The 25,721-nt window shown below is 62.9% G+C and carries 18 protein-coding genes and 1 tRNA gene; 15 read left to right on the top strand and 4 right to left on the bottom strand.

Going from position 1 to position 25,721, the window contains the following annotated elements; translation table 11 throughout:
- The first annotated feature begins 70 nt into the window (after positions 1 to 70).
- Complete coding sequence (locus LZ005_RS17420) at positions 71 to 673, top strand: hypothetical protein (protein WP_237809774.1); 603 nt, start codon at positions 71 to 73, stop codon at positions 671 to 673.
- A gap of 3 nt (positions 674 to 676) precedes the next feature.
- Here the strand turns inward: LZ005_RS17420 and LZ005_RS17415 are convergent, their stop codons facing one another.
- On the bottom strand, positions 677 to 2,764 hold the full coding sequence (locus LZ005_RS17415; RefSeq protein ID WP_237809773.1) for a bifunctional diguanylate cyclase/phosphodiesterase: 2,088 nt from the start codon (positions 2,762 to 2,764) through the stop codon (positions 677 to 679).
- A gap of 1 nt (position 2,765) precedes the next feature.
- Complete coding sequence (locus LZ005_RS17410; RefSeq protein WP_237809772.1) at positions 2,766 to 5,168, bottom strand: response regulator; 2,403 nt, start codon at positions 5,166 to 5,168, stop codon at positions 2,766 to 2,768.
- A 250-nt stretch (positions 5,169 to 5,418) separates the two neighbouring features.
- Between LZ005_RS17410 and LZ005_RS17405 the strand changes: the two genes are divergently transcribed.
- The 4 genes from LZ005_RS17405 (at position 5,419) to LZ005_RS17390 (ending at position 10,071) form a co-directional block, all read left to right on the top strand.
- Positions 5,419 to 6,528: an HDOD domain-containing protein gene (locus tag LZ005_RS17405; protein WP_237809771.1), complete on the top strand. Its 1,110-nt coding sequence runs from the start codon at positions 5,419 to 5,421 to the stop codon at positions 6,526 to 6,528.
- Between the two features lies 1 nt (position 6,529).
- Positions 6,530 to 8,608: a bifunctional diguanylate cyclase/phosphodiesterase gene (locus LZ005_RS17400; protein WP_237809770.1), complete on the top strand. Its 2,079-nt coding sequence runs from the start codon at positions 6,530 to 6,532 to the stop codon at positions 8,606 to 8,608.
- Positions 8,609 to 8,621: 13 nt separating this feature from the next.
- Positions 8,622 to 8,711: transfer RNA gene (locus tag LZ005_RS17395), tRNA-Ser, on the top strand.
- Between the two features lie 181 nt (positions 8,712 to 8,892).
- The gene (locus tag LZ005_RS17390; RefSeq protein ID WP_307727812.1) at positions 8,893 to 10,071 is read left to right on the top strand and encodes an integrase arm-type DNA-binding domain-containing protein; all 1,179 of its coding nucleotides are present in this window, start codon (positions 8,893 to 8,895) and stop codon (positions 10,069 to 10,071) included.
- On the opposite strand, the gene LZ005_RS17385 is transcribed toward LZ005_RS17390, so the two are convergent.
- Positions 10,063 to 10,269, bottom strand: coding sequence for an AlpA family transcriptional regulator (locus tag LZ005_RS17385; protein ID WP_237809768.1), 207 nt, complete (start codon positions 10,267 to 10,269; stop codon positions 10,063 to 10,065). The two genes, LZ005_RS17390 and LZ005_RS17385, sit on opposite strands and share 9 nt — an antisense overlap.
- Positions 10,270 to 10,295: 26 nt before the next feature.
- On the bottom strand, positions 10,296 to 11,162 hold the full coding sequence (locus tag LZ005_RS17380) for a phage integrase N-terminal domain-containing protein (protein WP_373889350.1): 867 nt from the start codon (positions 11,160 to 11,162) through the stop codon (positions 10,296 to 10,298).
- Positions 11,163 to 12,803: 1,641 nt separating this feature from the next.
- Here LZ005_RS17380 and LZ005_RS17375 point away from each other — a divergent pair.
- The 10 genes from LZ005_RS17375 to LZ005_RS17330 all read left to right on the top strand — a co-directional run.
- Positions 12,804 to 14,891 (top strand): bifunctional diguanylate cyclase/phosphodiesterase, encoded by a 2,088-nt coding sequence (locus LZ005_RS17375; protein ID WP_237809766.1) that lies wholly within the window; start codon positions 12,804 to 12,806, stop codon positions 14,889 to 14,891.
- A 45-nt stretch (positions 14,892 to 14,936) separates the two neighbouring features.
- Positions 14,937 to 16,250, top strand: a complete 1,314-nt coding sequence (locus LZ005_RS17370) for a cation:proton antiporter (RefSeq protein ID WP_269106763.1) — start codon at positions 14,937 to 14,939, stop codon at positions 16,248 to 16,250.
- A 105-nt stretch (positions 16,251 to 16,355) separates the two neighbouring features.
- Positions 16,356 to 17,561: a fatty acid desaturase gene (locus tag LZ005_RS17365; protein ID WP_237809764.1), complete on the top strand. Its 1,206-nt coding sequence runs from the start codon at positions 16,356 to 16,358 to the stop codon at positions 17,559 to 17,561.
- 40 nt (positions 17,562 to 17,601) lie between these two features.
- Positions 17,602 to 18,135: a hypothetical protein gene (locus tag LZ005_RS17360; protein ID WP_237809763.1), complete on the top strand. Its 534-nt coding sequence runs from the start codon at positions 17,602 to 17,604 to the stop codon at positions 18,133 to 18,135.
- 277 nt (positions 18,136 to 18,412) lie between these two features.
- Entirely contained in the window at positions 18,413 to 18,829 is a 417-nt protein-coding gene (locus LZ005_RS17355) for a CopG family transcriptional regulator (RefSeq protein ID WP_237809762.1), read from the top strand.
- Between the two features lie 14 nt (positions 18,830 to 18,843).
- Positions 18,844 to 20,007: a PHB depolymerase family esterase gene (locus LZ005_RS17350; RefSeq protein ID WP_237809761.1), complete on the top strand. Its 1,164-nt coding sequence runs from the start codon at positions 18,844 to 18,846 to the stop codon at positions 20,005 to 20,007.
- Between the two features lie 418 nt (positions 20,008 to 20,425).
- Positions 20,426 to 23,056, top strand: a complete 2,631-nt coding sequence (locus tag LZ005_RS17345; RefSeq protein WP_237809760.1) for a type VI secretion system Vgr family protein — start codon at positions 20,426 to 20,428, stop codon at positions 23,054 to 23,056.
- Between the two features lie 11 nt (positions 23,057 to 23,067).
- The gene (locus tag LZ005_RS17340; protein WP_237809759.1) at positions 23,068 to 24,438 is read left to right on the top strand and encodes a hypothetical protein; all 1,371 of its coding nucleotides are present in this window, start codon (positions 23,068 to 23,070) and stop codon (positions 24,436 to 24,438) included.
- Between the two features lie 11 nt (positions 24,439 to 24,449).
- The gene (locus LZ005_RS17335; RefSeq protein WP_237809758.1) at positions 24,450 to 25,229 is read left to right on the top strand and encodes a hypothetical protein; all 780 of its coding nucleotides are present in this window, start codon (positions 24,450 to 24,452) and stop codon (positions 25,227 to 25,229) included.
- Between the two features lie 168 nt (positions 25,230 to 25,397).
- On the top strand, positions 25,398 to 25,721 hold a 324-nt coding region (locus tag LZ005_RS17330; RefSeq protein WP_237809757.1), incomplete at its 3' end, for a DUF2628 domain-containing protein.

Below are 25,721 nucleotides of genomic sequence, written 5' to 3'. Positions count from 1 at the left end.
TGCGCCAGCACAATCCCGCTCTGCACCAAAAAATTAGCATAACGACAATTTCCACAGCGAAGGAGGTCGTATGCGTCAGTCAATCGGAAGTCTGAGTGTGGTGTGCGCGCTGCTGCTGGCAGCTTGTGGTGGCGGGAACGGCGGCCCCGGGCCGCAGCCGGTGCAGTCCGGCGTGTCGGTGGCGGCGGTGCCGCCGCTTGGCGCGGCCTATCCGCTGCAGCCGGGCGAGCAGGTGGGCAGCGACGCCTGGCCCGATCTGGCCGACAGCATCGGCTGCTACAGCGAGCAGCTCGATGGGCGCGGCATGTCGGTGCATCTGAGCGTGCTGCGCGATGGCGAGGCCCTGGCCGTGCCGGCCGGGATCGGCGCCGCCGACGGCGCCTGCGCCGGTCCGATCTACACCGAGGACCGCAGCGGCGTGCTCCACATCAGCGTCAGCGACAAGCATCTGCCGACCCTGGCCGAAGTGTTTGCCGCCTGGGGCCAGCCCTTGAGCAGCACGAACGTGGCCGGCATCACCGAGAAGACCCTGCATGTGTTTGTGATCGATGCCGCCGGCGCGCGTGAATACGAGGGCGATCCGCGCATGCTGACGCTGCACCACGGCGACCAGATCGTGCTGTCGCTCGGCTACCGCCCGCCCGCGCTGCCGGTGTTCCGCTGGAACGGCTAAGGCCTAGGTGCCGGTCAGGGCGGCCTGCTTCTCGAGCATCAGGGTGATCGACTCCGGCGGCGCCGGGTGCCCGAGATGGAAGCCCTGGGCCAGGTCGCAGCCGAACTGCTCGAGCAGCACCAGCTGTTCGTCGGTCTCCACCCCTTCCGCCACCACCGCCATCTTCAGTCCATGCGCCATCGCGATGATGGCGCGCGTGATGGCGGCGTTCTCCGAGTCCTGCGGCAGGCCGCTGATGAAGCTGCGGTCGATCTTCAGGGCGCGCACATCGAAGCGCTTCAGATAATTCATCGACGAATAGCCGGTGCCGAAGTCGTCGATCGACAGATAGACGCCGATCCGGCGCAGTTGCTCCAGCGTGGCCATGGTGGCGCGCGCATCGTCCATCAGCGTGCCCTCGGTCAGTTCCAGTTCCAGCTTGTCGGGCGCCAGGCGCGTCTCCTGCAGCACGGCCAGCACCATCTGGCTCAGATTCTCGTCCTTGAACTGGCGCGCCGACAGATTGACGGCCAGGCGCAGCGGCTCGGGCGTGACGGCCTCCCACAGCTTGGCCTGGCGGCAGGCGCTGCGCAGCACCCATTCGCCGATCGGCACAATCAGGCCGGTCTCCTCGGCCAGGGGAATGAACTCGGTGGGGCTGATCAGGCCGCGCTCCGGGTGGCGCCAGCGGATCAGGGCCTCGACCGCGACGATGCGCGCGCTGCGCACCGACACCTGCGGCTGATAGTGCAGATACAGCTCGCCATGCTGGAGCGCCTTGCGCAGGCCGACTTCCAGCTTCACATGGCTCATGATCTGCATCGTCAGCGAGGAGCTATACAGCTTGGCGTTGTTCTTGCCGCAGTTTTTGGCGTGGTACATGGCCGTGTCGGCGTATTTGAGCAGGGCGTCCGAATCCTGCCCGTCTTCCGGGTAGAGCGAAATGCCGATCGAGGCGGTGACGAAGATTTCGTGGCCGTCGATGGCGAAGGGACGGCGCATCGCTTCCTTCACGCGCTGGGCCACGGCCAGAGCGTTGTCGACTTTTTCCAGGTCCGGAATCAGCAGCGTGAACTCGTCGCCGCCCAGGCGCGCCAGGTTGTCGTGCGCTCCTTGCGACAGCAGGTCGGACGGACGGATCGTTTCGCGCAGGCGCTCGGACACGGCCTTGAGCAGCAGGTCGCCGACGTTGTGGCCGAGCGTGTCGTTGATGCGCTTGAAGGCGTCCAGGTCCATGAACAGCACCGCGAATTTGCTGCCCGCGGCGCGCGCACGCTGCAGTTCGCGTTCCAGCATGTCGAGGAAGGCCTGGCGGTTCGGAATGCCGGTCAGGCTGTCGCTGTAGGCCAGGCGGCGGATCTGCTCCTCGCTGCGTTTGCGCTCGCTGATGTCGCGCACCAGGCCGAGAATCTGGCCTGACTCGGTCGCCACCAGGCGCGCTTCGACATGCACTTCCTCGGCGCCGCGCAGCACCGTGTACTCCATCGAGCGCAGGGCGTCGCCGCCCAGCACGGCCTGGACGTGCTCCATCATCCGTTCGGCGATGGCGGCCGGCAGCACCTCGCGCACATGCTTGCCGACGCAGCCGGCGCCGGTGTCGGTGCGGCCCTGCTCGTAATCGAGATAGACGCCGTCGGCCGAAAGGCGGAAGAAGGTATCGGGAATCGCGGCCAGCACGGCGCGGTTGTGTGCGTCGGCGATGCGCAGGCGGGCGATGGCGTCCGAGGCGCGCAGCACGTACAGCACGCGGTGGCCGAGGATCGGCCAGTTGATCGGCTTGGACACGAAGTCGGTCGCGCCGGCCTCGTAGGCGCGGGTCACGGCGTCGACGTCGTCGCTGCCGGTGACCATGATGATCGGGACCAGGGCCCCATGTTCGAGCGCGCGGATGGCGCGGCAGGCGCTGAAGCCGTCCATGCCGGGCATGTCGACGTCGAGCAGCACCAGATCGGGCGGACCGGCGCGGCAGTGGGCGAGGGCGGCCGCGCCGTCGGCGGCCTCGATGCCCTCCAGGCCCACCTGGCCGAGCATTTCGAGCATCAGCAAACGCATGACCGGGTCGTCATCGGCGACCAGGACCCGGGAGCGGCGGGGAGCAATCGGCGCAGCCATGTCAGGTCTCCTTCTCAAGTAAGGCGTTGAGGGACAGGCGGACAGCCTGGAATTCGCGCTCCATGTCTTTCAGGATGGCGTCGGCGCCGCCACAGATGCCGCTGCGGCCCAGTTGTTCGAGCTCGCGCGCCTGCTGCGACAGGGTCTCGGCGCCGATGTTGGCGCTGGCCGACTTCAGGCTGTGGGCGGCTTTGCGCAGGCTTTCGCTGTCGTCGATGGCGGCCGCCTCGCGCATGCGCTTGATCTGCTGCGGGGTGTCGTGGATGAAGGCCTGCACCACCCGTTCAACCAGGGCGTCGCCACGCTCGGGCGAGAGCGTGCGGATAGCCTCGAGCGCGCTGCGGTTGAAGGTCTCGCGCGGCACCTCGGGCGCGGGCTGGGGCAGGGCGGGCAAGGCCATCCAGCGGCCCAGCGTGGCCGCCAGCGCGTGCCGCGTGAAGGGCTTGGACAGGTAGTCGTCCATGCCGGCGGCCAGGCAGCTTTCGCGGTCGCCCTGCAGGGCGTTGGCGGTGATGGCCAGGATCGGCAGGCTGCGCGTGCGGCCGGCTTCCTGCTCGCGCCGCCGGATTTCGCTGGTGGCGGCGAAACCGTCCATCACCGGCATCTGGCAATCCATCAGCACCACATCGAAGTCGCCGTGGTCGACGGCGCGCAGCGCCTCCTCGCCGTTGCGGGCGCAGGTCACGTCCAGGCCCAGCGAGGCCAGCATGGCCTGGGCCACTTCGACATTGACCGGGTTGTCCTCGGCCAGCAGCACGCGCCGGCGCCGCCCGCGCGCCGGGGCACTGGCGCTGGGCGCGGGCTCGGGCGGCGCACTCTCGGCCGGTGTGGCCGGCGCTGGCGGCGCACTCGGGGCCAGCAGGCATTCCCACAAATCGCCCGCGCGCGGCGGCTTGATCAGCTGATAGGCCACGCCGGCCGTACGGCGCTGCTGCGCGTCGGCGGCGCAGCGTTCGCTCGAGAGCAGCAGCATGCGCATATTGGTGGCCAGGCGGTCGGCCTGGATCGCGGCCGCCAGCGACAGCCCGCTGCCGTGCGAGAGTTCCATGTCGATGATGGCCACGTCGAAGGGCGCACCGACCAGTTTGGCCAGGGCCTCGTCGGCGCTGCCGGCCGTCTCGGCCTGGATCTGCCACTGCGCCAGCTGCAGTTCGAGCGCGGCCGCGCTCTTCGGGTTCTCGTCGACGATCAGGGCGCGCACCACGTTCGGATGCGAGGGCGTGCTGCCGGCGTCGACCCGGCGCTTGTCGAGACTGACCGTGAACCAGAACAGCGAGCCATGCGGCAGCGCGTGTTCGACGCCGATGCGCCCGCCCATCAGCTCCACCAGCTGCTTGGCGATGGCCAGACCGAGGCCGGTGCCGCCGTATTTGCGGGTGGTCGAATTATCGGCCTGGCTGAAGGCCTCGAAGATACGGGTGCGGGCGTCGCGCGCGATGCCGATGCCGGTGTCCTTGACTTCGAAGCGCAGGGCGGCGGCCTGGCCGTCCTCCTGGGTCAGGCGCACCGACAGCGCGACCTGGCCGCGCTCGGTGAACTTGATCGCGTTGCCGAGCAGGTTGGCCAGCACCTGGCGCAGGCGGTTCGGGTCGCCGCACACGGCCAGCGGCAGATCGTGGGCGGCATCGAGCACGAAGGACAGACCCTTGGCCTGGGCCTGGGGCGTGAACACATGGTCGATGTCGTCCAGCAGATCGGCCAGATTGAAGTGGATGTATTCGACCGAGAGCTTGCCCGCCTCGATCTTCGAGAAGTCGAGGATATCGTTGATGAGGACCAGCAGATGCTCGCCCGAGCGCTGCACCATGCTCGTGTAGTTGCGCTGCTCCTCACTGAGTTTGGTCGACAGCAGCAGCTCGGTCATGCCGAGCACCCCGTTCATCGGCGTGCGGATTTCGTGGCTCATGGTAGCCAGGAAGGCGCTCTTGGCGCGGCTGGCCGCTTCGGCGGCGTTCTTGGCCTTCTCCAGCTGCTCGGTGCGCACGCTGACCTGGCGTTCGAGTTCGTCGCGGTGCAGGGTGAGGGCGGCGCCGCGCCCTTCGATCTGGGCCAGCAGGGCATTGATCGCGTCGATCATCGCGCCCAGTTCATCGTGGCGCTCGTGCTGCAGGCGCTGGGTGTAGTCCTGGTTGGCGGCGATGCCGAGAATCTGGCGTGTGATGGCGGTGACCGGCTCGCCCAGGCGGCGCCGGTGGCGCCCGGCCTGGCCCAGCGCCAGGCCGAAGGCCGCCAGCGCCACCCCGGCCGCGCCGAGCAGACGGCGCAGCGCCTGGGTCCGGTCGGGCGACTCGAGCCAGGTGTCGAAAGCGAAGGCGGCCAGACCCAATAGCAGCGCCAGGCCGGCGGCCGAAGCCGCCGTGCGCGTCAGTTTCTGTCCGAGGCTGGCCTGCTCAAAATTGCCCATGCTCCGCTCCGCTCAGGACGTTGATTCCTGCCGGAAAAATATACGGGCAGGGCGCTTCAGCAATCTTGAGGCACCACAAACAGTGGCCGAACGGGGCGCGCCGCACGCTTTTAAAAGATCAACACCGGCGTCAAAAGACAGCGCGGCATTCGAGGATTGATTCTAGGAAAAGATCACCAAATCTCACCAAATTTGTTGCTTTTTGCCAATTAATTAGCTAGCATTGGAAGATTGTCCATCCAAAACCACGATGTCCGCAGCAAACAATCTCAACCAGTTCCCGTTGGTAAATATTCAGGCCGTGACCGACACCCAGGACCTCTGGGTCGGATTGGTTGTTGAAGTGGTACCGCAAGCAGGGGAAGACGTCAGTACCGCCCTGGGCGCCGTGTTCGGCGACCTGGAGATGGCGGCGGCGCTCGCACAGCTGGAGTGGGTGCTGCCCTTGCCCTGTCCGCGCCCGGACGACAATGTGATGGCCCTGCTGCCGCCCGAGTGCGTGCTGCCGCTGTTCCGCGCCGATTGTCTGACGCGTGAGCAGGCCCCGGCGGCCGTGGCGCGCTGGCAGGACATGGGCTACCGCGTGCTGCTCGATGGCGCGCTGCCGGCCGGCGTCGACTTCACGCCGCGCCACGCGCTGCGCCTGGCGCGCCATGTGGACGACCGCGCCACCCGCACGGCGGCCGAAGCGGCCGGCGCCAGCTGGTTCTGCGGCGACTATGTGCTCGATACCGATCCCGACGCGCCGCCCCAGGACAGCGCCTCGCGCAAGCGCCTGCTGGCGTTGCTGGCCCTGGTGGCACGCGACGCCGACACGCGCGAGCTCGAACTGCAGGTCAAGCAGGACCCGGCCCTGGCCTACCACCTGCTGAAGCTCGCCAATTCCGCGGCCGTGGGCAGCAAGGCGCGCATCGCCAGCTTCGCCCAGGCCATCCACGTGCTGGGCCGGCGCCAGCTGCAGCGCTGGCTGCAGCTGCTGCTGTACGCGCGCCAGCAGGAGGACGGCCCGATCAACCCCTTGCTGCCGCTGGCCGCGCTGCGCGCCGCCTGCATGGAAGCCCTGGTCAAGCAGCAGGGCGGCCCGGTGGAATTCCAGGACCTCGCCTTCATGACGGGGATGTTCTCGCTGCTCGACCGCCTGTTCGGCATGAGCATGGTGGAACTGTGCGCGGCCCTGAGCCTGCCGCAGGAAGTGGAAACGGCGCTGCTGCAGCGCCAGGGCACGCTGGGACGGATGCTGAATCTGGTGGAGTCGCCCAGCGAAGCCTACCTGCAGCAGGCCGAATGCGACGCCGCCATGTGGTGGAAGGTGCAGCTGGCCGGCTTCCGCTGGGCCATTCAGGTGAGCCGGGACCTCTGAGATGAGCACCCACGCCAGCGCCGCCTACATGCACGCCAGCGCCGCCGTCTGCGAGGCGGTGCTGCGGCTGCGCGGCCCGGCCCTGTGGGAAGAACTGGGACGCATAGCCAGCGACTTGATGCAGGCCCCGCACGGCAAGTTCATCCCGTCCGACCTGACGCCGGGCGGCCTGCCGCCCGTACACTCAGGGCCGGTGGAATCGGCCGCCGGCGGTTTGATGCAGGACGTGGTGCGCGACAGCCAGTACTTCGGCAGCTTCCATGTGTGCGGGCGCGGCAGCTTCGAGGAGCACGAGAAGCAGCAGTTTTCAAGTCTGGCGACGCTGACGGCCAGCCTGCTGCAGATTCATTCGGTGGCGCAGCGTTCGACCCACGCCTTCGTGCAGGTCGAAGCCCAGCTCGCGCACCAGACCCAGATTCTCGACCACCTGCACGAGTCGGTCGTGACGATGGACCTGAACGGCTACATCACCAGCTGGAACAAGGGCGCCGAGCGCCTGTTCGGCTACAGCGCGATCGAGGCCGTGGGCCGCCACATCCTGTTCCTGTATGAGGACGAGGACACCGCCTTCCGCGACAACTTCGCGGAATACGGCGGCCGCATGATGGAAGTGCGGCGCCGGAAGAAGAATGGCGAAGTGTTCTGGGCCAGCCTGTCGCTGTCGCAGTTGTGCGATCTGGAAGAGCGCCCGATTGGCATGATCGCCTACCTGACCGATATCACTGAGCGCAAACAGGCCGAGGAACGCCTGCACCACCTGGCCTACTACGACGCGCTGACCGGCCTGCCCAACCGCACCCTGCTGACCAAGCTGGTCGACCAGGGCCTGTCGGTCACGCTGCGCAACCAGTCGATCGCCGGGGTGCTGTTCATCGACCTGAATCGCTTCAAGGTCATCAACGATACGCTGGGCCGCAGCGTCGGCGACGAGCTGCTGAAGGAAGTGGCGCGCCGCTTCCGCGCCGTGCTGCGCGAGCAGGACGTGGTGGCACGCCTGACCGGCGACGAATTCGCCGTCGGCCTGTTCGACCTGGGCCAGCACTTCGAGGCCACCACCGTGGCCCAGAAGCTGCAGGCCAGCCTGATCGACCCGATTCTCGTCGATGGCCATGTGCTGCGCGTCGGGGCCAGCATCGGCATCAGCGTCTTCCCGCAGGACGGCACCGACGCCGAGAGCCTGCTGCGCCAGGCCGACATCGCCATGGCGCGCGCCAAGGCCGATGCCGAAAACCCGGATGACAGCGTGGCCTACTACAGCCAGGATATGAACCAGACCATGCTCGAGCGGATGCGCCTCGAGCACGGCCTGCGCCACGCGCTCGGCCACGGCGAGCTGCTGCTGCACTACCAGCCCAAGTACGCGGTCGACACCGGCCGCATCATCGGCGCCGAGGCGCTGGTGCGCTGGCGCCACGCCGAACGCGGCCTCGTGCCGCCGGCCGAATTCATTCCGTTGGCCGAATCCACCGGTCTGGTGGTGCAGGTCGGCGAGTGGGTGCTGGAGACCGCCTGTGCGCAGGCCGCCGCCTGGCAGCGCGCCGGGCTGCGCCCGTTCCGCCTGGCCGTGAACGTGTCGGCGCGCGAGTTCACCTCGATGCTGCCGGGCCGCGTGAAGAACACGCTCGAACGCTACGAACTCGATCCGGCCTGGCTGGAGCTGGAGATCACCGAGAGCACCCTGATGCACAACATCGAGCGCGTGATCACCATCATGGACCGCCTGACGGCGATGGGCGTGGCCCTGTCGCTTGACGATTTCGGGACCGGCTATTCGAGCCTCAGTTATCTGAAGCGCTTCCCGATCCACACGCTGAAGATCGACCGCTCGTTCACGACCGGCATCCCGAACGACAGCAATGACTGCGCCATCGCCAGCACCATCATCAATATGGGCCGCCAGCTCAAACACCGCGTGATCGCCGAAGGGGTCGAGACGCAGGAGCAGCTGAACTTCCTGCGCGAGTCCGGCTGCGATGAAGTGCAGGGCTATCTGCTGTCACGCCCGCTCGACGCGCGCGCTTTCGAAAAGCTGCTGCGCGAGAACCAGGACGCTGACCAGGCCGATGGCGTTTATGTATAATCTCGGCTTCGCAGGAAGCGTGGCCGAGTGGTTGAAGGCAGCAGTCTTGAAAACTGCCGACGGGGGAACCCGTTCGTGAGTTCGAATCTCACCGCTTCCGCCAAGATCGACTAAAGGTACCCCAGCAATGGGGTATTTTTTTGTCCGCTCATAGAGGGAGAAGCTTGATTTGCGTCCAAGATCTTCCATGAACTTCCGGTCAAATCCTCGTTCTAAAGGTGGGACGAAAGGTGGGACGGATTATGGCGGACGGCGCGAAACGACGAACCAAGCGACTGACAAGCTTGTTCGCAACGAAGGTGGCGGAGCCTGGCTACCATCGCGACGGCGACGGCCTTTGCCTGCGTGTGTCCAGGCAGGGTACGAAGAGCTGGATCTTCCGCTTTGACTTTCATCACCAGCGCCACGAGATGGGGCTTGGCGCCCTGCGCGACGTGAGTCTGTCGCAAGCACGTGAAAAGGCTGGCGAATGCCGCGCGCAGCTGAAGGAGGGGCGCAATCCCCTGGACGAACGCAGGCGGGCCATGATGGCGCTTCTTGTCGATGTCGCCCACGCGTACACCTTCGATGAATGTGCGGCCCAATATATCCGTTCGCATCGCTGTGGGTGGCGCAATCCAAAGCACGCCGCACAGTGGGAAGCGACGTTGGCGACATACGTCTCTCCCATTTTTGGCAAGCTCCTTGTGGCCCGGATCGACACGGCCCACGTGGTCACGGTACTCGAACCAATCTGGCATACCAAGACCGAGACGGCAAAGCGTTTGCGTGGACGGATCGAGGCGATCCTCGATTGGGCCACGGTGCGCCAGTATCGGCAAGGCGAGAATCCCGCGCGTTGGCGCGGGCACCTTGCGACGCTCCTGCCAGAACCCGGGCGCGTGAGGCGCACCACGAATTTTGCGGCAATGGACTGGCGCGAAGTGGGTGGCTTCATGCGCCTCTTGCGCCAGCGTGAAGGGATGTCCGCGCGTGCCCTCGAATTCGCGATTCTCACGGCGGCACGTTCGGGCGAAGTGCGTGGTGCGACCTGGGATGAAATCGACTTCGCTGGTCGCCTGTGGACCGTGCCGGCCGAACGCATGAAGGCCGGACGTGAACATCGCGTGCCTCTGTCCGATGCGGCGCTGCGTTTGTTGGAGAGTTTGAGCCGCAAGGACGGTCTCGTCTTCCCTGGGCGCCGAAGCGATGCCGCGCTCTCGGACATGAGTCTGACCGCTGTCCTGCGCCGCATGGGACATGGCGACATCACCGTGCATGGTTTTCGATCCGCCTTCCGCGATTGGTGCGCGGAGGACGTCTCGAACGCCTTTTCTCGCGAGGTGTGCGAGCACGCGCTGGCGCATAGCTTGCCCGATCGTGTGGAGGCTGCGTATCGACGCGGCGATCTTCTCGAAAAGCGTCGGGTCCTGATGCAGACTTGGGCGGACTTTCTCGCATCGGCCAATTCCGAATCAACGTGATCGTCGATCGCGCTCGGCCCTGCGCTCGTCCAGCCACGCATTGATTTCACTCTCTAGCCATCCGACCGACTTGCTTGAAATGGGGACCTGGGAAGGAAAGTTGCCATTCTTGATCTTGAAATAGATCGCCGATCGGGACAGCGCGCAGCGGTGCATCACTTCGCGAAGTTTGAGCAGGCGGTCGGAAGGGGGAAGCATAATTGTCCTCGTTCGATAGGAATTGGTTAGCGACCCAGGTAGACCGCCGTGATCTGTTCGCGGCCATGGCCCATCTCCTTTGAAAGCGTGAGCCTGGCTTCGCGGTCTTTCGCCTTTTGAAGCGCGTTGAGTTCTTTTGACTTGGGCCCGCCGGCGGCCGGCGCAGCCCAGCCGGTCAATTGCTTGTAACGATCTTGTGCGTACTTGTGACGCAGGCCATGCACGCCGTTGATGCCGGCGCGGTGGCATTCGAAGCGGAAGCGTTGGAGCTGGTCTTTATAGCGCAATTGCGCTGGAATCAAACTGCCGCCGTTTGCGACTTGCGTTGCATGGTCCAAGGCGGCGCGCTGCCGTTCCGTTGTAATCGGCACTTCCCGGTATTTGCCGCCCTTAGTCCACGAGTCCTTCAAGCGTAGGTAATCGACCTGGTCGGCCCATTTGGGATCGATCTTGATGCTCTCCTCGCGGCGCAGTCCGAATGCCTCTTGCAGGCGCAATGAGGCAGCCGTATGGGCATCCTTGATGCGGCCGAGGGTCGCCTTGTCGACGCTCTTGGCCTTCGAGACGTTGGTGACGAACGAGCGGTGCGCGATGCCGTAGGCAGCGTTCGACCGCTCGATGATGTTCTGCTTGCCGATCTTCTCGGCCCACCAGCGTAGGGCGCTCATGCGATTCTTCATCGTTCCCGTGCTCACGCCGTCCGCCCGCCATTGGCCAAGGAGGGCGGTGATGTGTTTCGGCTTGAGGCTGATCGCGTGCATGTCGCGAAAGCCGAGTCGTTCGAGCTGGGCTGCGGCCTGGCTCAATACGCGCAACCGATCCGCACGGCTGGCGAAGCTGCCGTCCTGGTTCCGGTTGCACATCTGTTTCAGTTCGTAATTCAAATCGCGCACGACAAAGCTCCTTGCAAGGGTTAGCAATCGCGTGGTGTGGTTCAGTCCGGTAAGTGTTTTTGGCCGCCTGGTTCGCCGCAGCGAGGCCAGGGAGTTGAAGGCCACGGGACACCACTCCCGTTCATGCGGTTTGTTTCACTGCTTGCCCACGCCGCATGCGTGTGTGGCGCCGCTGATGGCTTGAAGGCCGATCAGCGGGCGGGCCAATAACCCAGGGCCCATGGAGTGCATCGACATGCACGAGACGGCTCCGTTTGACGGGAGCGAAGCTGCTGGCAAGCAGCATCGACGGTCGCTTGTGTGCCTACTGCTGTGGCTGTCACGTGCTACCGTCATGTACCGTTTTCGCCTGCTTGCTAAGCAGGGCGAGCGCGGTAGCGCGTCGTCACTGGCAGCCTTGCCGCCAGTAACGACGCGCGGCGCACGCTGGTGGCCTAAACAACCGGCCGGCGTGCTGGCGTCGGAACCCACGCTGCCGGTACCGACGCCGGTTGCACTCGCGGTTTGCGAGCGCTGCGGCCAGGCTGCGGCCGCGTGGCGTTGCCAGCACGAGCTGGCGTGCAGGCGGCCGAATTGCGCCGCTTGCGAACTTCATGGCCGGACATCGGCCGCATAACAAATGCCCGCGGATGCGGGTGTGGATGTACGCGGTCTGACTGCGACCGTGTACGGGCGGCCAGCTGCACCGCTCAGGTTGCGGACAAAGCCGCTAGCAGCAAGGCTGCATTGGAAATGGCGCGTATCATGCGCAGCGCCTGGAGCGTCACTCCAGGTCGGGCTTGAGCCCGCTCGGCGTTGGGGCGATCCCTGCCTGATTAAGCTTTCATTGTGGGGCAGGGCGGTTCAGCAGGACAGCAGAAATCCCCGCCGTTTTAGGGTGGGGTTTGCGACTAGCTGCAAAAACGAGTTTGCATCATTGGACCAATGATCAACGGATTCTTGCGAAGCTGCATATCGCGTGGGTTTCCGTGTGCTAGCTCAAGGTGCGATTGCGTTTGTAATCCTGGACGTCATGGTTATCCGATGTACAGTACGCAAACGAACATGATTAACGCAAGGGATGACGTATTGTGAAGGCCCTGGAGCAATTGAATTTGTAATCGAGGAGTTGCCGTCTCTAATTGATGTAAGGCGTGATCTACGTTGCCTGCGCCCGAAGGCTTCGCCTTCGGGGCTCCAGTAAATTCGGTGAGTTCGTGCGGCTCGTACGCCAGCGTGAAGGGACGTCCGCCCGCGCGCTCGAAATTGCGATTTTCACTTTGGCGCGTTCAGGCGAGGTGCGAGGGTCGACCTGGGATGATATTGATGTGGCTGGCCGGCTGTGGCCTGCGCCGGCGTACAAGCGGCGGAGCTGTCCTCAGCGCGGCAATGGAACTTGCGCACCGCTCGTTTGTCCGCCTGGGTTTCGAGGCGGCGAATATGGCATGGCTATCGCGGTTTAAAGGCTGAGCACGCGGGCAGACTCACGAGACGATGCTGAACCTGCGCATCGTTTGCCATGGGGCCGGGGCCGGTCCTTGCGCTGGGCGAGCCGAGCCAGATCGCCGCGCCCGGGCCTCGTCGTATGTCCACGCCTTGGGTGCCGGGCGCTGAACTAATTCATGCGGCGCCGGTCTTTACTACTATAGTGGGAGGCCTGGCATGAGCAACCGCGTACTCATTGTTTCTTCCAATATCGCTGATAACGAGAGTCTCGAGTCGGCCTTGGCGTACGCGCGCGACGGCCCCTTCGAATGCGAGCGCGCGGGCAATTTGGCCGATGCCATCGCGCGTCTCGGCCGCCCGGGTATCGATGCGGTGTTGATGGATTTGAATTTGCCGGATAGTCAGGGCCTGGCCAGCTTCGACCGGCTGCACCAGGCCGCCGGCCATACACCCATCCTCACGCTGTACACGGACGGTACCGAGTCCGAGGCGATCGAGACCATTCAGCACGGCGCGCAAGCCTACCTGATGCGGGGCTTTTTCGGCAATTATCTGGTGCCGCAAGCGCTGCGCTCGATCATCCAGCGCAAGGCGGTCGAACAAGGCTTGTATGTGGCGCAGGCGCGCGCCGAAATCACGCTCAATTCGATCGGCGACGCCGTCGTTTCCACAGACATGCGCGGCCACGTCGATTATCTCAACGTCGCGGCCGAGGTCATGACGGGCTGGCAGCGCGACGAAGCGCGTGGCCGGCCGATCGCCGAGGTCTTGCGGATCCTCGATGGCGAGACGCAGCAAGCGATCCCCAATCCAGTCGAATTCGTCCTCGAACACGACAGTTCGATCGGCTTGCGCGCCGATGCCCTGCTGGTGCCGCGCGGCGGCGCGCCGATCCCGATCGAAGATTCGGCCGCCCCGATCCACGACTGGGACGGCAACATCGTCGGCGCCGTCATGGTGTTCCGCGACGTCTCCCATGTGATCGCGCTGACGGTGCAGATGCGCCATTTGGCCCAGCACGACTTTCTCACCAATTTGCCCAACCGGGTCTTGCTGCAGGACCGCATCAAGCAGGCCATCGCGCACGCGCGGCGCCATGGCGGCAGGCTGGCGCTGCTGTTTCTCGATCTGGACCGGTTCAAATACATCAATGACTCGCTTGGCCATGCGGTCGGCGACAAATTGCTGCAGTCCGTTGCCGAGCGTCTCGTGCAATGCGTGCGCACGTCCGATACGGTCAGCCGGCAGGGCGGCGACGAATTCGTCATCCTGTTGGCCGAAGACCGGCACGCGGAGGATGCGGCCCTGACGGCCGACAAGATCCTGGCAGCGCTGGCCCTGCCGCACCGGATCGACGGCCATGAATTGCACGCCTCGACCAGCATCGGCATCAGCATCTATCCCGATGACGGCCAAGAGACGGACACCCTGATCAAGAACGCCGATACGGCGATGTACCACGCCAAGGAACGTGGGCGCAACAACTACCAGTTCTTCCGCGAAGACATGAATACGCGCGCCGTCGAACGCCAGCTGATCGAAAGCAGCTTGCGGCGCGCGCTCGAGCGCCAGGAATTCGAATTGTTCTACCAGCCCAAGATCAACCTGAGCACGGGACATATCGCCGGCGTCGAGGCCCTGTTGCGCTGGCATCATCCGGACTGGGGCCTGGTCGCGCCGCAGCGCTTCATCACGGTGGCCGAAGAAAGCGGTCTGATCGTGCCGATCGGGCGCTGGGTCTTGCGCGCCGCCTGCGACCAGGCGGCACGCTGGCACCATGCCGGCCTGGCGCCGCTGACGGTGGCCGTCAATGTGTCGGCGCTGGAATTCCAGCACCGCGAGTTCCTCGACGGGGTGCGCGACATTCTGGCCGTGAGCGGGGCCGATCCGCGCCAGCTCCAGGTGGAACTGACCGAAAGCGTGTTGATGCGCGATGTCGGCATGAGCACGGACTTGCTGCTGACACTCAAGCACTGGGGCCTGCAAATCGCGGTCGACGATTTCGGCACCGGCTACTCGAGTCTGAGCTATCTGAACCGTTTGCCGATCGACGTGCTCAAGATCGACCAGTCGTTTGTGCACGCGATCGGCTCGGCGGCGGAAAACAACGGCGCCATCGTCAGCGCCGTAATCGGCATGGGCAAGAACTTGCACCAGCGCGTCGTCGCCGAGGGCGTGGAAATGCCAGAACAGCTGGCCTTTCTGCAGGCCCAGGCGTGTGACGAGGCCCAGGGCTTCCTGTTCAGTCCTGCCGTGACGGCCGACGCCCTGGGGCCGTTGTTGGGCAATCTCAATGCGGGATGAGGCGAGCGCGGCGCCGGCCCGCGTGCCCAGCAAGGGGGCCAGCGCATGACCAGCGCAATGTGGGCGTTGACCGTCGGCGCCTTGCTTATTTCAATGCTCTTGGTGGGCAAGCGCTTCGCCGGCTTGCCCATTAGTGCCGCCATGATTTACCTGGGCGTGGGTTACGCGCTGGGGCCGGGCGTGCTCGATATTGTCCATCCCGATCCCGTGCGCGATGCGGCGGCCTACGTCCACTGGGCCGAGGCGGGCCTGCTGTTGTCGCTGTTCGGCGCCGGCCTGAAGCTGGGCGTGCCGCTGCGCGACCGGCGTTGGCTGGTGCCGCTCGCACTGGCGTTTCCCAGCCTGGCCTGGAGCGTGGCCTGGATCGGCGCGCTGGCCCACTACGCCGTGGGCCTGTCATGGGGGGCGGCCATCGTGCTGGGCGCGATCCTGGCCCCGACCGATCCCGTGCTGGCCGCCGGCGTGCGCGCCGAGGCCGGCGACGATCCCGACCCGGTACGCTTCGCCTTGACGGCCGAAGGCGCCTTGAACGATGGCGCCGCCTATCCCTTCGTCATGCTCGGCCTGGCGCTGCTGGCGGCCCCGCCGTCCCCGCACTGGGCCTGGTATTGGTTGTGGCACGATCTGTTGTGGGCGACCTTGGCCGGGGCGGCGCTGGGGGCCGTGTTCGGCGCCGTGCTCGGCATGCTCATCGTGCATCTGCGCACGCGCCGCGGCAGCGCGCTGGGCCTCGAAGAATTCCTGGTTCTGGGCTTGATCAGCTTGACCTATGGCGCCACCAGCGTGTGCCAGGCCTCGCCGTTTCTGGCCGTATTCGCGGCCGGCCTCGCCTTGCAGCGCGTGCGCGAGCGGCCCTTGCCGGGCACGGTCCGCCTTGGCCGCGCGCGCGCCGCCCAGGCCGACGCGCCGGCCCAGCGCGCCGTCCATTCGCACCACGCCAGCGCGGCCCTGACCGAAGCCGTGCTCGGCTTTAATGGACAATTGGAGACCCTGGCCGAACTGGGCCTGGTGGTGCTGCTCGGGGCCTTGCTGCCGCGCGCACCCTGGCGCCTGGGCGTGGCCTGGGGCTTCGCCGCGCTCGTGTTCGTGCTGGTGCGGCCGCTCGCCCTTCTATTGACGCCGGGCCTGGGCGCGGCGCGCGGCGCAGCGCGCCCCTTGCTTGCCTGGTTCGGCATCCGCGGCATCGGTTCCCTGTATTACTTGCTCTATGTGGCGCCGCTGGCGCCCGTGCCGGCGCTGGCGCGGCAGTGGGCCGACTTCACGCTGATCACCGTCGCCGCGTCGGTGTTGCTGCACGGCCTGTCCGTCCACCCGATGATGGCGTGGTACGGCCGCCGGCGGCGCCCGCCCGCCGCCTAGTGCCTGTGCCTATCGAACCGCGCGCCGGCCAGCATGCGCCTACACTGCCCGCAGACCGGTCGACGCGAGGGCGCGTGCCGCAGTCCCGATGGCGAGGGCAGCTGGATGGAATTCTTATTGCAGTGGTTACAGGGGGGATGGCTACAGTGGCCCCTCGCCGGCATCGTCGCTTACGTGTTGGCGACGACGCATGTGACCATCATTGCCGTGACCTTGTATTTGCACCGCAGCCAGGCCCACCACGCCTTGCGCCTGCACCCCTGGCTCAGCCATGGGTGCCGCTTCTGGCTGTGGCTGACAACGGGCATGGTCACGCGCGCTTGGGTGGCCGTGCATCGCAAACATCACGCCCAGTGCGAACGCGCGGGCGATCCGCACAGTCCGCAAGTGTTCGGGCTCTGGCGCGTGCTCACCCAAGGCACCGAGCTCTACCAACGTGAAGCGCGTTGTCCCGCCACGCTGGCGCGCTATGGCGCCGGCACGCCGGACGACTGGCTCGAGCGTCATCTGTATGCGCGCTACGTGTGGCAAGGCGTGGGCCTGCTCTTGCTGATCGATCTGGCGCTGTTCGGCGTTCTCGGCGCCACGGCCTGGGCGATCCAGATGCTGTGGATCCCCGTGTGCGCGGCGGGCCTGGTCAACGGCCTCGGTCACGCCCGCGGCTACCGCAATTTCGACTTGCCCAACGCCGCGACCAATCTCCTGCCCTGGGGCCTGTTCATCGGTGGCGAAGAACTGCACAACAACCATCACGCCTTTCCCACCGCAGCCAAACTGTCCTGGCGCTGGTTCGAGTGCGACATCGGCTGGGCTTATGTGTGCCTGTTGCGCGGACTCGGGCTGGTCCAGGTGCGCGCCATCGCGCCAATCTTGCCGCCGCCAGGCGCGCCCGCGACACCGGATGCGACCACGCTGGCAGCCTTCCACACCTACCGTTACCCGCTGGCGCGGGCCTACGGCATCATGGTGGTGCGGGCCGGCCGTGCGCTCGCCGCCGGTGGCGGTCAGGCCGAGCGCCGCGTCGTGCGCCTGTTCAGGCGCGAGCCCGGGCGATTGAACCCCAGCGAGCAAGCCAGCCTGGCGCCGCTGCTGGCGCGCGACCCGGCGCTGGCCACGCTCCAGGCCATGCGCCTGGAGTTGGCGTGCTTGTGGGAACAGCGCGGCGGCGCACCGGATCTGTTACCCCGCCTGGCCGACTGGTGCGAACGTGCTGAAGCGGCGGGCATCCCGGCCTTGCGCCAGTTCGCGTCCCGACTGCGTTCCTTGGGCGCAGTAGGGTGCGCCCCTGGTTCTGGCAAAGGCCTATCGTGAAGCTGCCGTCATGTCGGCGGCGTTTCTTGCGGAGGTCACCATGAACACGATTTCTCACCCCGACCGAATGGCGGCGCGCGCGCCCCCAGCCGAGCCCGACACGGTCGAGGCCGCGGCCCGCGCAGGCGTGCGTTTCGACGGACGCTCTTATTGTTTTCGCGAATTCCGCTACGACCATTTGGACGACGCCCTGGCCTATGCCCGCCATGTGCGCACCCACCCCGCGGCAGGCGACAGTGACGATCCGGGCCCCTTGCTTGATCGTTCGAATCAGCCCACGCCCGGCCAGGACGCATCGATGGCGGCATTGAACATCACCTACGATGGCCGGCAATACCGTTTCGGCCCTTACCGTTACGATCACTTTCTCGACGCGGCCCACTACGCCTTGCGCCAGATGCCATCGCTCGCCCAGGCCGTGCCCGTCCCGGCTGAGCGCATGACGGCACAGGAAAGGCATGTCGAAGACGTGCTCGACGGCGCATTGGCGGCGACTTTTCCGGCCAGTGATCCCGTGTCGATCACGCCGGTGAAGCGCGAGGCGCCGCGCAAGCCTGGCCCGTCCGAGGCTTGAGCCGGCGCCGCCTCCCGCCTGCCCGGCTGGTTCCGGCACAGCGCATAGTGCGCGCTGCGCGGCGGCGTGCGGCTTGCGCTGCGGAAGCGCTACATCACCATGATGGTTGAGATAGGGGAGGCGCTCAGCGCAAGGCCGGGCATGGCCCGGCGTGGCGGCGCGTGCAAAGCGCAAAGCGGCGTTCCCTACCCCTTCGCGGCGCAGCAAATATGTTGGTGTGCGCCGCTTGAAAAGCCCTCCATATACTCCATCTGGAGTATGCAGGGAGGACAAAGCCATGAATATCCTTGAAGCACGGGAAAAGCTGCCTGACAGCGACAAAGTCACGGTCAATCTGGGTCTGGTGGACCTGGCCCAGATGGACTTGCTGGTGCGGGAAGCCTTCTATACCAACCGGACCGACTTCGTCCGTACGGCGATCCGCAACCAATTGCTGCGACACGCCGACGCGATTCGCGATGCGGCGCAGCGCAAGCATTTTGTGATGGGCTTGCAACGCTACTCGCGTGCCGACCTCGAACATGCCGTGGCCGCTGGCACGCGGCTGGAAATTCACGTGCTGGGATTGGCCGCGCTGGACGACGACGTCAGTCCCGAGTTGGCGCGCGCGGCCATCTCCTCTCTCCATGTCCTTGGCGCCTTCGTTGCTGCGCCAGCCGTCAAACAGGCGCTGAACGACCGCCTGCACACTTGAAACAAGGAGTCATGATGAAACCATTCGAGAATTTTATCGAGCAAATGCACGTTGCGGCGCAGCGCGCGCGGCAGAACGATCCGTTGGGCGCGTCCGAGCTGGTGCAACAGGCCTTGAACGCATCCGGTCTGCTGCCTGAGCTGCACCGGCGCGCGCCGCGGGGACGCGCAGCGACGCCGCGGGCCGACAAGCCCATGGTGGATCTGAACGCCGTGCCGGACTGGGTGTCCAAAGTGCAGACGGGGCCGTTCTCCAGGGCTGGCAAAGCGGCCGGGCCCGATCCGCGCGCCCCCGGCGAATTTCTCGAAAGCCGCTTTACGGCGGAGCAGGGCACGCGCCGCTACAAGCTGTACGTGCCGTCCAAGGCGCCGGCGGGGCCGCGCCCCTTGATCGTCATGCTGCATGGCTGCACGCAAAACCCGGACGATTTCGCCGCTGGCACCGCCATGAACGTGTTGGCCGAGACACATGCTTGCTTCGTTTTGTATCCCGAGCAATCGCGCTCGGCGAACGCCACCCAATGCTGGAACTGGTTCGAGGCAGAGCATCAGCAGCGCGGCGCCGGCGAGCCAGCGCTGCTGGCGGCGCTGACGCGGCAGATCGTCCAGACCCGGCCCATCGATCCACAACGCATTTATGTGGCGGGCCTGTCGGCAGGCGGCGCGATGGCCGCCATCCTGGGGCTGGCCTATCCCGAGCTGTACGCTGCGGTCGGCGTCCATTCCGGGCTGGCCGCCGGCAGCGCGCGCGATCTGATCACGGGGCTGGCGGCGATGAAAAAGGCGCCCGCCAAGGCCCGCGCCGGGGGCAAGACGGTGCGCCGGCCGTCGCGGCCGGTGCCGGTGATTGTCTTTCACGGCGACCGCGACGAGGTCGTGCATTTGCACAATGGCGGCGCCGTCTTGCAGCAGTTCCTCGATTGCACGCCGGACGCCGCGCTGCAGCGGCGCCAACAGCGCGTGCAGCAGCCGGACGGGCGCGGCTACACGCAAACGGCGCTGCTGACCAGCGGCGGGCGCAGCGTGGCTGAATTTTGGGAATTGCACGGGGCCGGCCATGCCTGGTCTGGCGGCAACCCTGCCGGGACCTTTACCGATCCCGCCGGGCCCGACGCTTCAGCCGAAATGCTGCGATTTTTCTTTTCGCAATCGAATGGCGCATCGTCGCGTCAGACATGAAAAGGCCCGGAGCACGGCCGGGCTCCGCTTCTCCCATCCTGTGTACGTAAGCAAGTCTCCAGCGGAGACTTTGGCCCGAGAGGGATGCTATCTTTCGAATTGTAAAGGAGGGATGAGAGGTGGGATGGCGGCTGTTGAGCAATCATCTTCATTCGAGAGTCCTACGGACACCGCTTCCGCCAAGATCGACTAAAGGTACCCCAGCAATGGGGTATTTTTTTGTCCGCTTCCATACGACGCGCTTCGCGTCGTCCGAACCTCGTTTAGAGGCACCCGTCGCAAGCGCGCGCGTGCCTGCTCCGTTCAAAAAAAATTCCATCTTTCGTATGAGGTCGGCGTTGACTCCTGTCAATGCTGGAATTGTCGGCGGCATTAATTTAGCCGTTGAAGAATTTCTGCATGGATACGGAGGGTGTGGATGAACGGAAGCCAGGTCTTAGCGGAAGTAGCCTCGTCTGTATTCGGTTCGGATTCCCAGCACCATCGGCTCCTGCGCCTGGATTTTCCTCGCTCCGATGGACCCGATCAGATTCTTCTCCCAAACATGCTGAATGCGCATGAAGAGGTCTCGCGAGGATTTCGCATCGAAGTCGAGGCCCTATCTGATGATGCGCGGATCCCGCTGAAGGCAATGATGGGGAAGATGGTCACGATTTCGCTGGTGCGCGAAGACGGTTCGTTGCGCTACTTCAATGGTTATGTGACTGAATTCCGCTTTCTGCGAGCGGATGGAGGCTTTGCCTTCTATCACTTCGTGCTGGAGCCTTGGCTGGCATTTGCGCGCCTCCACAAGGACTGCATTTCCTTCCACAACAGGAACGTGCGCGAAATCACCGAGCTGAGCTTTGCAAAATATCGGCAGGCCGATTGGCGTCTGCTGATTTATGGAGAGGATCCGAAGCTGACCTGCGCCAACCAGTACAACGAGACTGACTGGAATCATTTACATCGGCGTTGGGAAGACTTGGGCCTCTACTACTGGTATGAGCATCGCGCCGATGGTCATACGCTCATTCTTTCCGACAATAGCCACCTGGCCGAGCCGATCGATGCGACGCGTTTCGACGGTCCAGACGTAATTCAATTTCAGAACCTTGCTGGTTCAGAGGAAGGAGACGGCATCCGCGAGTGGAACGCTGTACGACGTCTCGGTAGCGCCAAGACAAGCCTGGCGAGCTTTAACTACAAGAGTCCGACGCCGCAACAGGCGGGCATTGAATCGCTGAATGAGCAAGGCGACGTTTTTCAGTACGAAATCTACGAAGACACTGGTTCGTATGGATTCAAGGACCGGGACGATGGCGAGCGCATCGCCAAGCAGCGGATGGAAGAACTGGATAAGGATCGCCAGTTTTTCGAGGGCGAGAGCAATCATCGAACGCTCGCGCCGGGCCGGACGTTCAAACTGGGCGGCCATTTCAGCGGCGAACCAAGGCCTTATCGACGCGATGAAGCAGCGCGCTCGAGCATTGCAAATCGCGACTACTTGGTCCTCAGCGTCGATCATGTTGCAAGCAATAACTACCCAGCGGGGCTGGGTGCTGTCTCTTCATATGAGAACAGCTTTACTTGCGTGCGCAAGGACATTCGCTGGCGCCCAGGACGAAATTTCAACACTGAACGTTGTCCTGATCCGGGAATTCAAACCGCAACCGTCGTCGGGCCTGACGGTGCTGAGATTCATACGGATGAATTGGGTCGCGTAAGAGTGCAATTCCATTGGGATCGGCTCGGTAATAGTGATCAAAACAGTTCGCCTTGGTTGCGCGTCATGACCCCAGGCGCTGGAAACGAATTCGGTCACATTCGGCTTCCAAGAGTGGGTGAGGAGGTTGCAGTCGTCTTCCTGGATGGGAATATCGATCATCCCGTCATCCTTGGTTCGTTCTACAACGCAAGGCACGCACCGCCTTGGAACCTGGATGAACAGATGGCCCTTTCCGGGATTCGCAGTCGTGAACTCGGTGGATCTGAACGCGGCAATCAACTCATATTTGACGATACGCGCGCCTCAATTCAGACTTTGCTGAGAAGCGACCATTTGTCTAGTCAGCTCGCGCTTGGCAATATCGGACGCATTGAAGGCACGGAAGGGCGCAAGGAGACGCGCGGCGAAGGTTGGGAATTGCGCTCGGACGGGCATGGCATTGCGCGGGCCGCTCGCGGGATCTTGATAACGACCGAAACCAGGCAGGACGCACGCGGCCCGATCAAAGACATGGGCGAGACCAGCGGACGGTTGGCGGCGGCGGCCGAATTGCACCAGGTCTTGGCGGACGCTGCAAAGAAAAACGGCGCGCAAGACGCTAGTGGGGATCAAGCTGAGACTCTCGCAGCCATTCAAGCGCAGAACGCTGCCATCGAAGGATTAAACTCGAATCGAGGCAACTTTCCAGAAATCGCAAAGCCGCACCTTGTGCTGTCCAGCCCGGCTGGCATCGCCACAACCACCGCCAATTCGACTCATATAGCTAGCGACTTGGATACTTCGCTTACGTCCGGCAAGAGTGTTTCTATCGCAGCGGGACATGGATTCTTCGCAAGTGTTCGTCAAGCATTTCGGCTCTTTGTGCAACGGGCCGGGATGAAGTTGATCGCAGCGGCCGGTGACATTGACGTAAGCGCTCTGACGGACAGCATCCATTTACTCGCTAAGCTGAATATTACGCAGACAGCCAATCGAGTCTTTATAAGCGCAAAGGATGAAATTGTGATCAATGGCGGTGGCAGTTATGCGCGGTTCGGCTCTGGCGGTATTGAGGTTGGGACCAAAGGGAATTTTTTCTTCCATGCGGCGTCTCACGAGTTCAATGGTGCCAAGAGCATGCCGGTTCCAGATCTAAAGAATAGTGCGGAAGACCTGGTGATGAGCGGAGATCTGCATTTGGAGTACGTCGACGCAGATGACGCCCCTTTGCAACACGATCCTATTGAGGCTCACGCATGGGACGGACAAAAGCACTCTGGCACGTTGGATGGTGCTGGACAGATGGTTATTAAGAATGTAGCTCGCGGATCGTTCCGCGCGGATCAGAAGAGACGCAAGTAAAGGGAGCAATGATGTCTACGCAAACCAAGAGCGAAAGCTGTGATGTGGTCGTGCAAGAGCATCACATCGACCTTCCCGGTGAAACCGTCGAATGCTGGATCCGCGGCAGTACCGGAAAGTTGAAGGTGATATTGCGCAAACATCGTGATGTCGTCTTCGATATCCACCTTGGCAATGGCAAGAGCTATACGCTTGAAGCGACGGAATCTGATTTCTACAACGCACGCGACAAGAAGATTGTCTTGGCTGCGCAGCATGCCAAGGTGATGTTCAAGGATGGCGAGCGAATGCATGTATGGGTTAGCAGAAACTTTCGCGGTTCGCTTCTCGTGAAATGCGATGGTCATCTGGTTTCGAATGTCACCCCGAACGAGTGGGACAAACACTGTCATTCAGATGACCCCAAAGAAAAGCCGGTCCCTCTCATTGTTGCTATTGCCAATCCTGCGCCTGCGGCGAAATCGACCGCAATCGAGAATGTAAGCAGGTCAGCAAGCCAGCCTGAAGAAGTACAGTCGGTTCACATTCAGGAAGTATCGAAGGAAGGTGCGCCACCTTGGCTGATTCGGTGGATTGGAGAAGGTGGGGAATCCTTGCACCTTGATCCCGATGACATCATCACACGCAATTGGATTATTGCTCAGTTGGCGGGGACTGGCGGGTATGTTTTCGACAATCATGCCTGGATTAAGGAACTCATCGGTTGCAGATTTCATCTGCAGAGAGTGGTTCATAAATCAGGCCCAAAAATATATTTGGTCTTCAACGGGAATAGCAAACTTCGGGAGTTGATGTCGGCCACCAAGTACGGATTAAAGCATGCCAAGGTCATGAAGATCACCGGCGGTGCAGGTGGCGTGAAACAGGCATGGGATACAGCGAAGGGAGCGGCCAAGGATTCAATGAAAGCCTTCGCGCAAGAAGAAGGCAGGATGGTCGTGAAGGGGGCAGGTGTAGCCGTCTTCTTTGCCATCGCTCTTGATACTGCCGAATGGTACAAAGATTATGTTGAAATTGATGAGCACGGGAATCATAGGAAGGATTTTTGCGACCTCTTAGCAAAAATCGGCACAGACTTGGTTAAAGCTGGATTGGCCGCAGCTTTGACAACGGCTTCAGTCGCAGCCATTTTCGGAATTGCTACCATGCTTGGTGCGACCATTGCTGCGCCGGTTGTTCTAGTTGTTGCGGGTACGATTGCAATTAGTGTTGCATGGGCATTTGGCGTTGACAAACTTGACAAGGCGGTCAGTCACGCATTGGGCGAAAGCGATACCACTTCCTGGCTCGCTAAGAAATTCCGAGAAACGGCTGAATATCTTTCACGCTCTACCAAGGACCTTCGCTACACAGACTACCCGCGAATTCAGATGGTTAGGTGAGGAGTTGCGCCATGAACAAAAAAGGAAGGTCCGCCTATGCTCCCCAGGTTGGCGACCATCTAAGAGCCTGCGTGATAACAACGTCCTTTGCAGGACTATTTCTTTCGTTGAGCGGAACTTTTTTTATGTGGGCTGGGACTGATTCATTCAAGTGCTCTACTGCCGTCTGGAAAACGTCATTGGCGATTAACTTCGCGATGTTTATTTTGGCTTGGCTGGTGTATCTCCCATTTAGGAAAACAGACAAGCTCTTGTGTAATGGTTTGTTGGCAATTCTAGCTATATTGTGCATATTTTGGGTTTTTGGCGCCGCGATGTTTTACTTCTATTTCCTGTTCGCTCCAATGAAAGTTTATATACGAGCGCCGGTCCTAATTGGAGTTACAGCCAGCTTGCTCCATCGAGCTTACCTCACAATTGGCGACATCAATGACGCGTTTCAAAAGAATCACGGACTGTTTGATCGAATGTATCGGGATGAGGGCGCGAATATTTCATTTACGCGCGACGCGGTCGGCTTGTTGGAGAAAGCCAGACGGGATCGGAATCCGTTCAGGACAGTCCATATGTACGCTGCTTTATTCATAGCTCCGTTTGTATTGGTGTTGAACAGATTGTTCACTCCAATTCTTGGCGATGGTCACGGAGTATTCTTGGTGACCTCCTTTCTCGCGGTTCCTATACTTCAATGGGGGGTTGGGCCTTTAGTTCAGACCGCCGTGACGATGATCTACTATCCGATCAAGCTAGAACGGGAGACGGGAAAACAGGTTCTGCTAAAGAATTGGTGATGAAAATGAAATGCACGAGCTCCGCAGCTCTGACAGCTGTATTGTTTTTTGTGGCGACAATGTCAACACCATCCCACCGCGATGCGATTTGATTATCTGAGGTGACTCAATACCTGATGTTCCGAATGATCCGATCTTAGGTCCTGCTCTCGTTTCTCGGAGGACCGAATGCCACATACGGATGCAATTCAAGCACCAGGTGTCGGTGCTACGCACGGTGAAACTGGGATCGAAATTGACAGGCTTGATGTTTCCGAAACTTGGAAGAGGCGCTTCAAATGGAGCAAAAAGGCCGGTGGGCCATCGTTGAAAGATTTGAAGTCTATGTCATCGGAAGATCGTTTCGGGTTGCGCTTATTTGGCCCCTTTTACTATGTCGCCAAGGGCATGTGGAGAATGGCAATCTCCCTGCTAGTCGTTAGCTTTGCCGTCGTGCTTACTCTTCAATTCATGCTAATAGCGTTAGGTCTCGAGGAGATCGCTAGGGCACTC

The sequence above is a fragment of the Massilia sp. TS11 genome (assembly GCF_022012445.1).
Lineage (GTDB): Bacteria > Pseudomonadota > Gammaproteobacteria > Burkholderiales > Burkholderiaceae_D > Telluria.
Note: the sequence above shows the minus strand (reverse complement) of the source record. Positions and strands in the feature narration are given on the sequence as shown.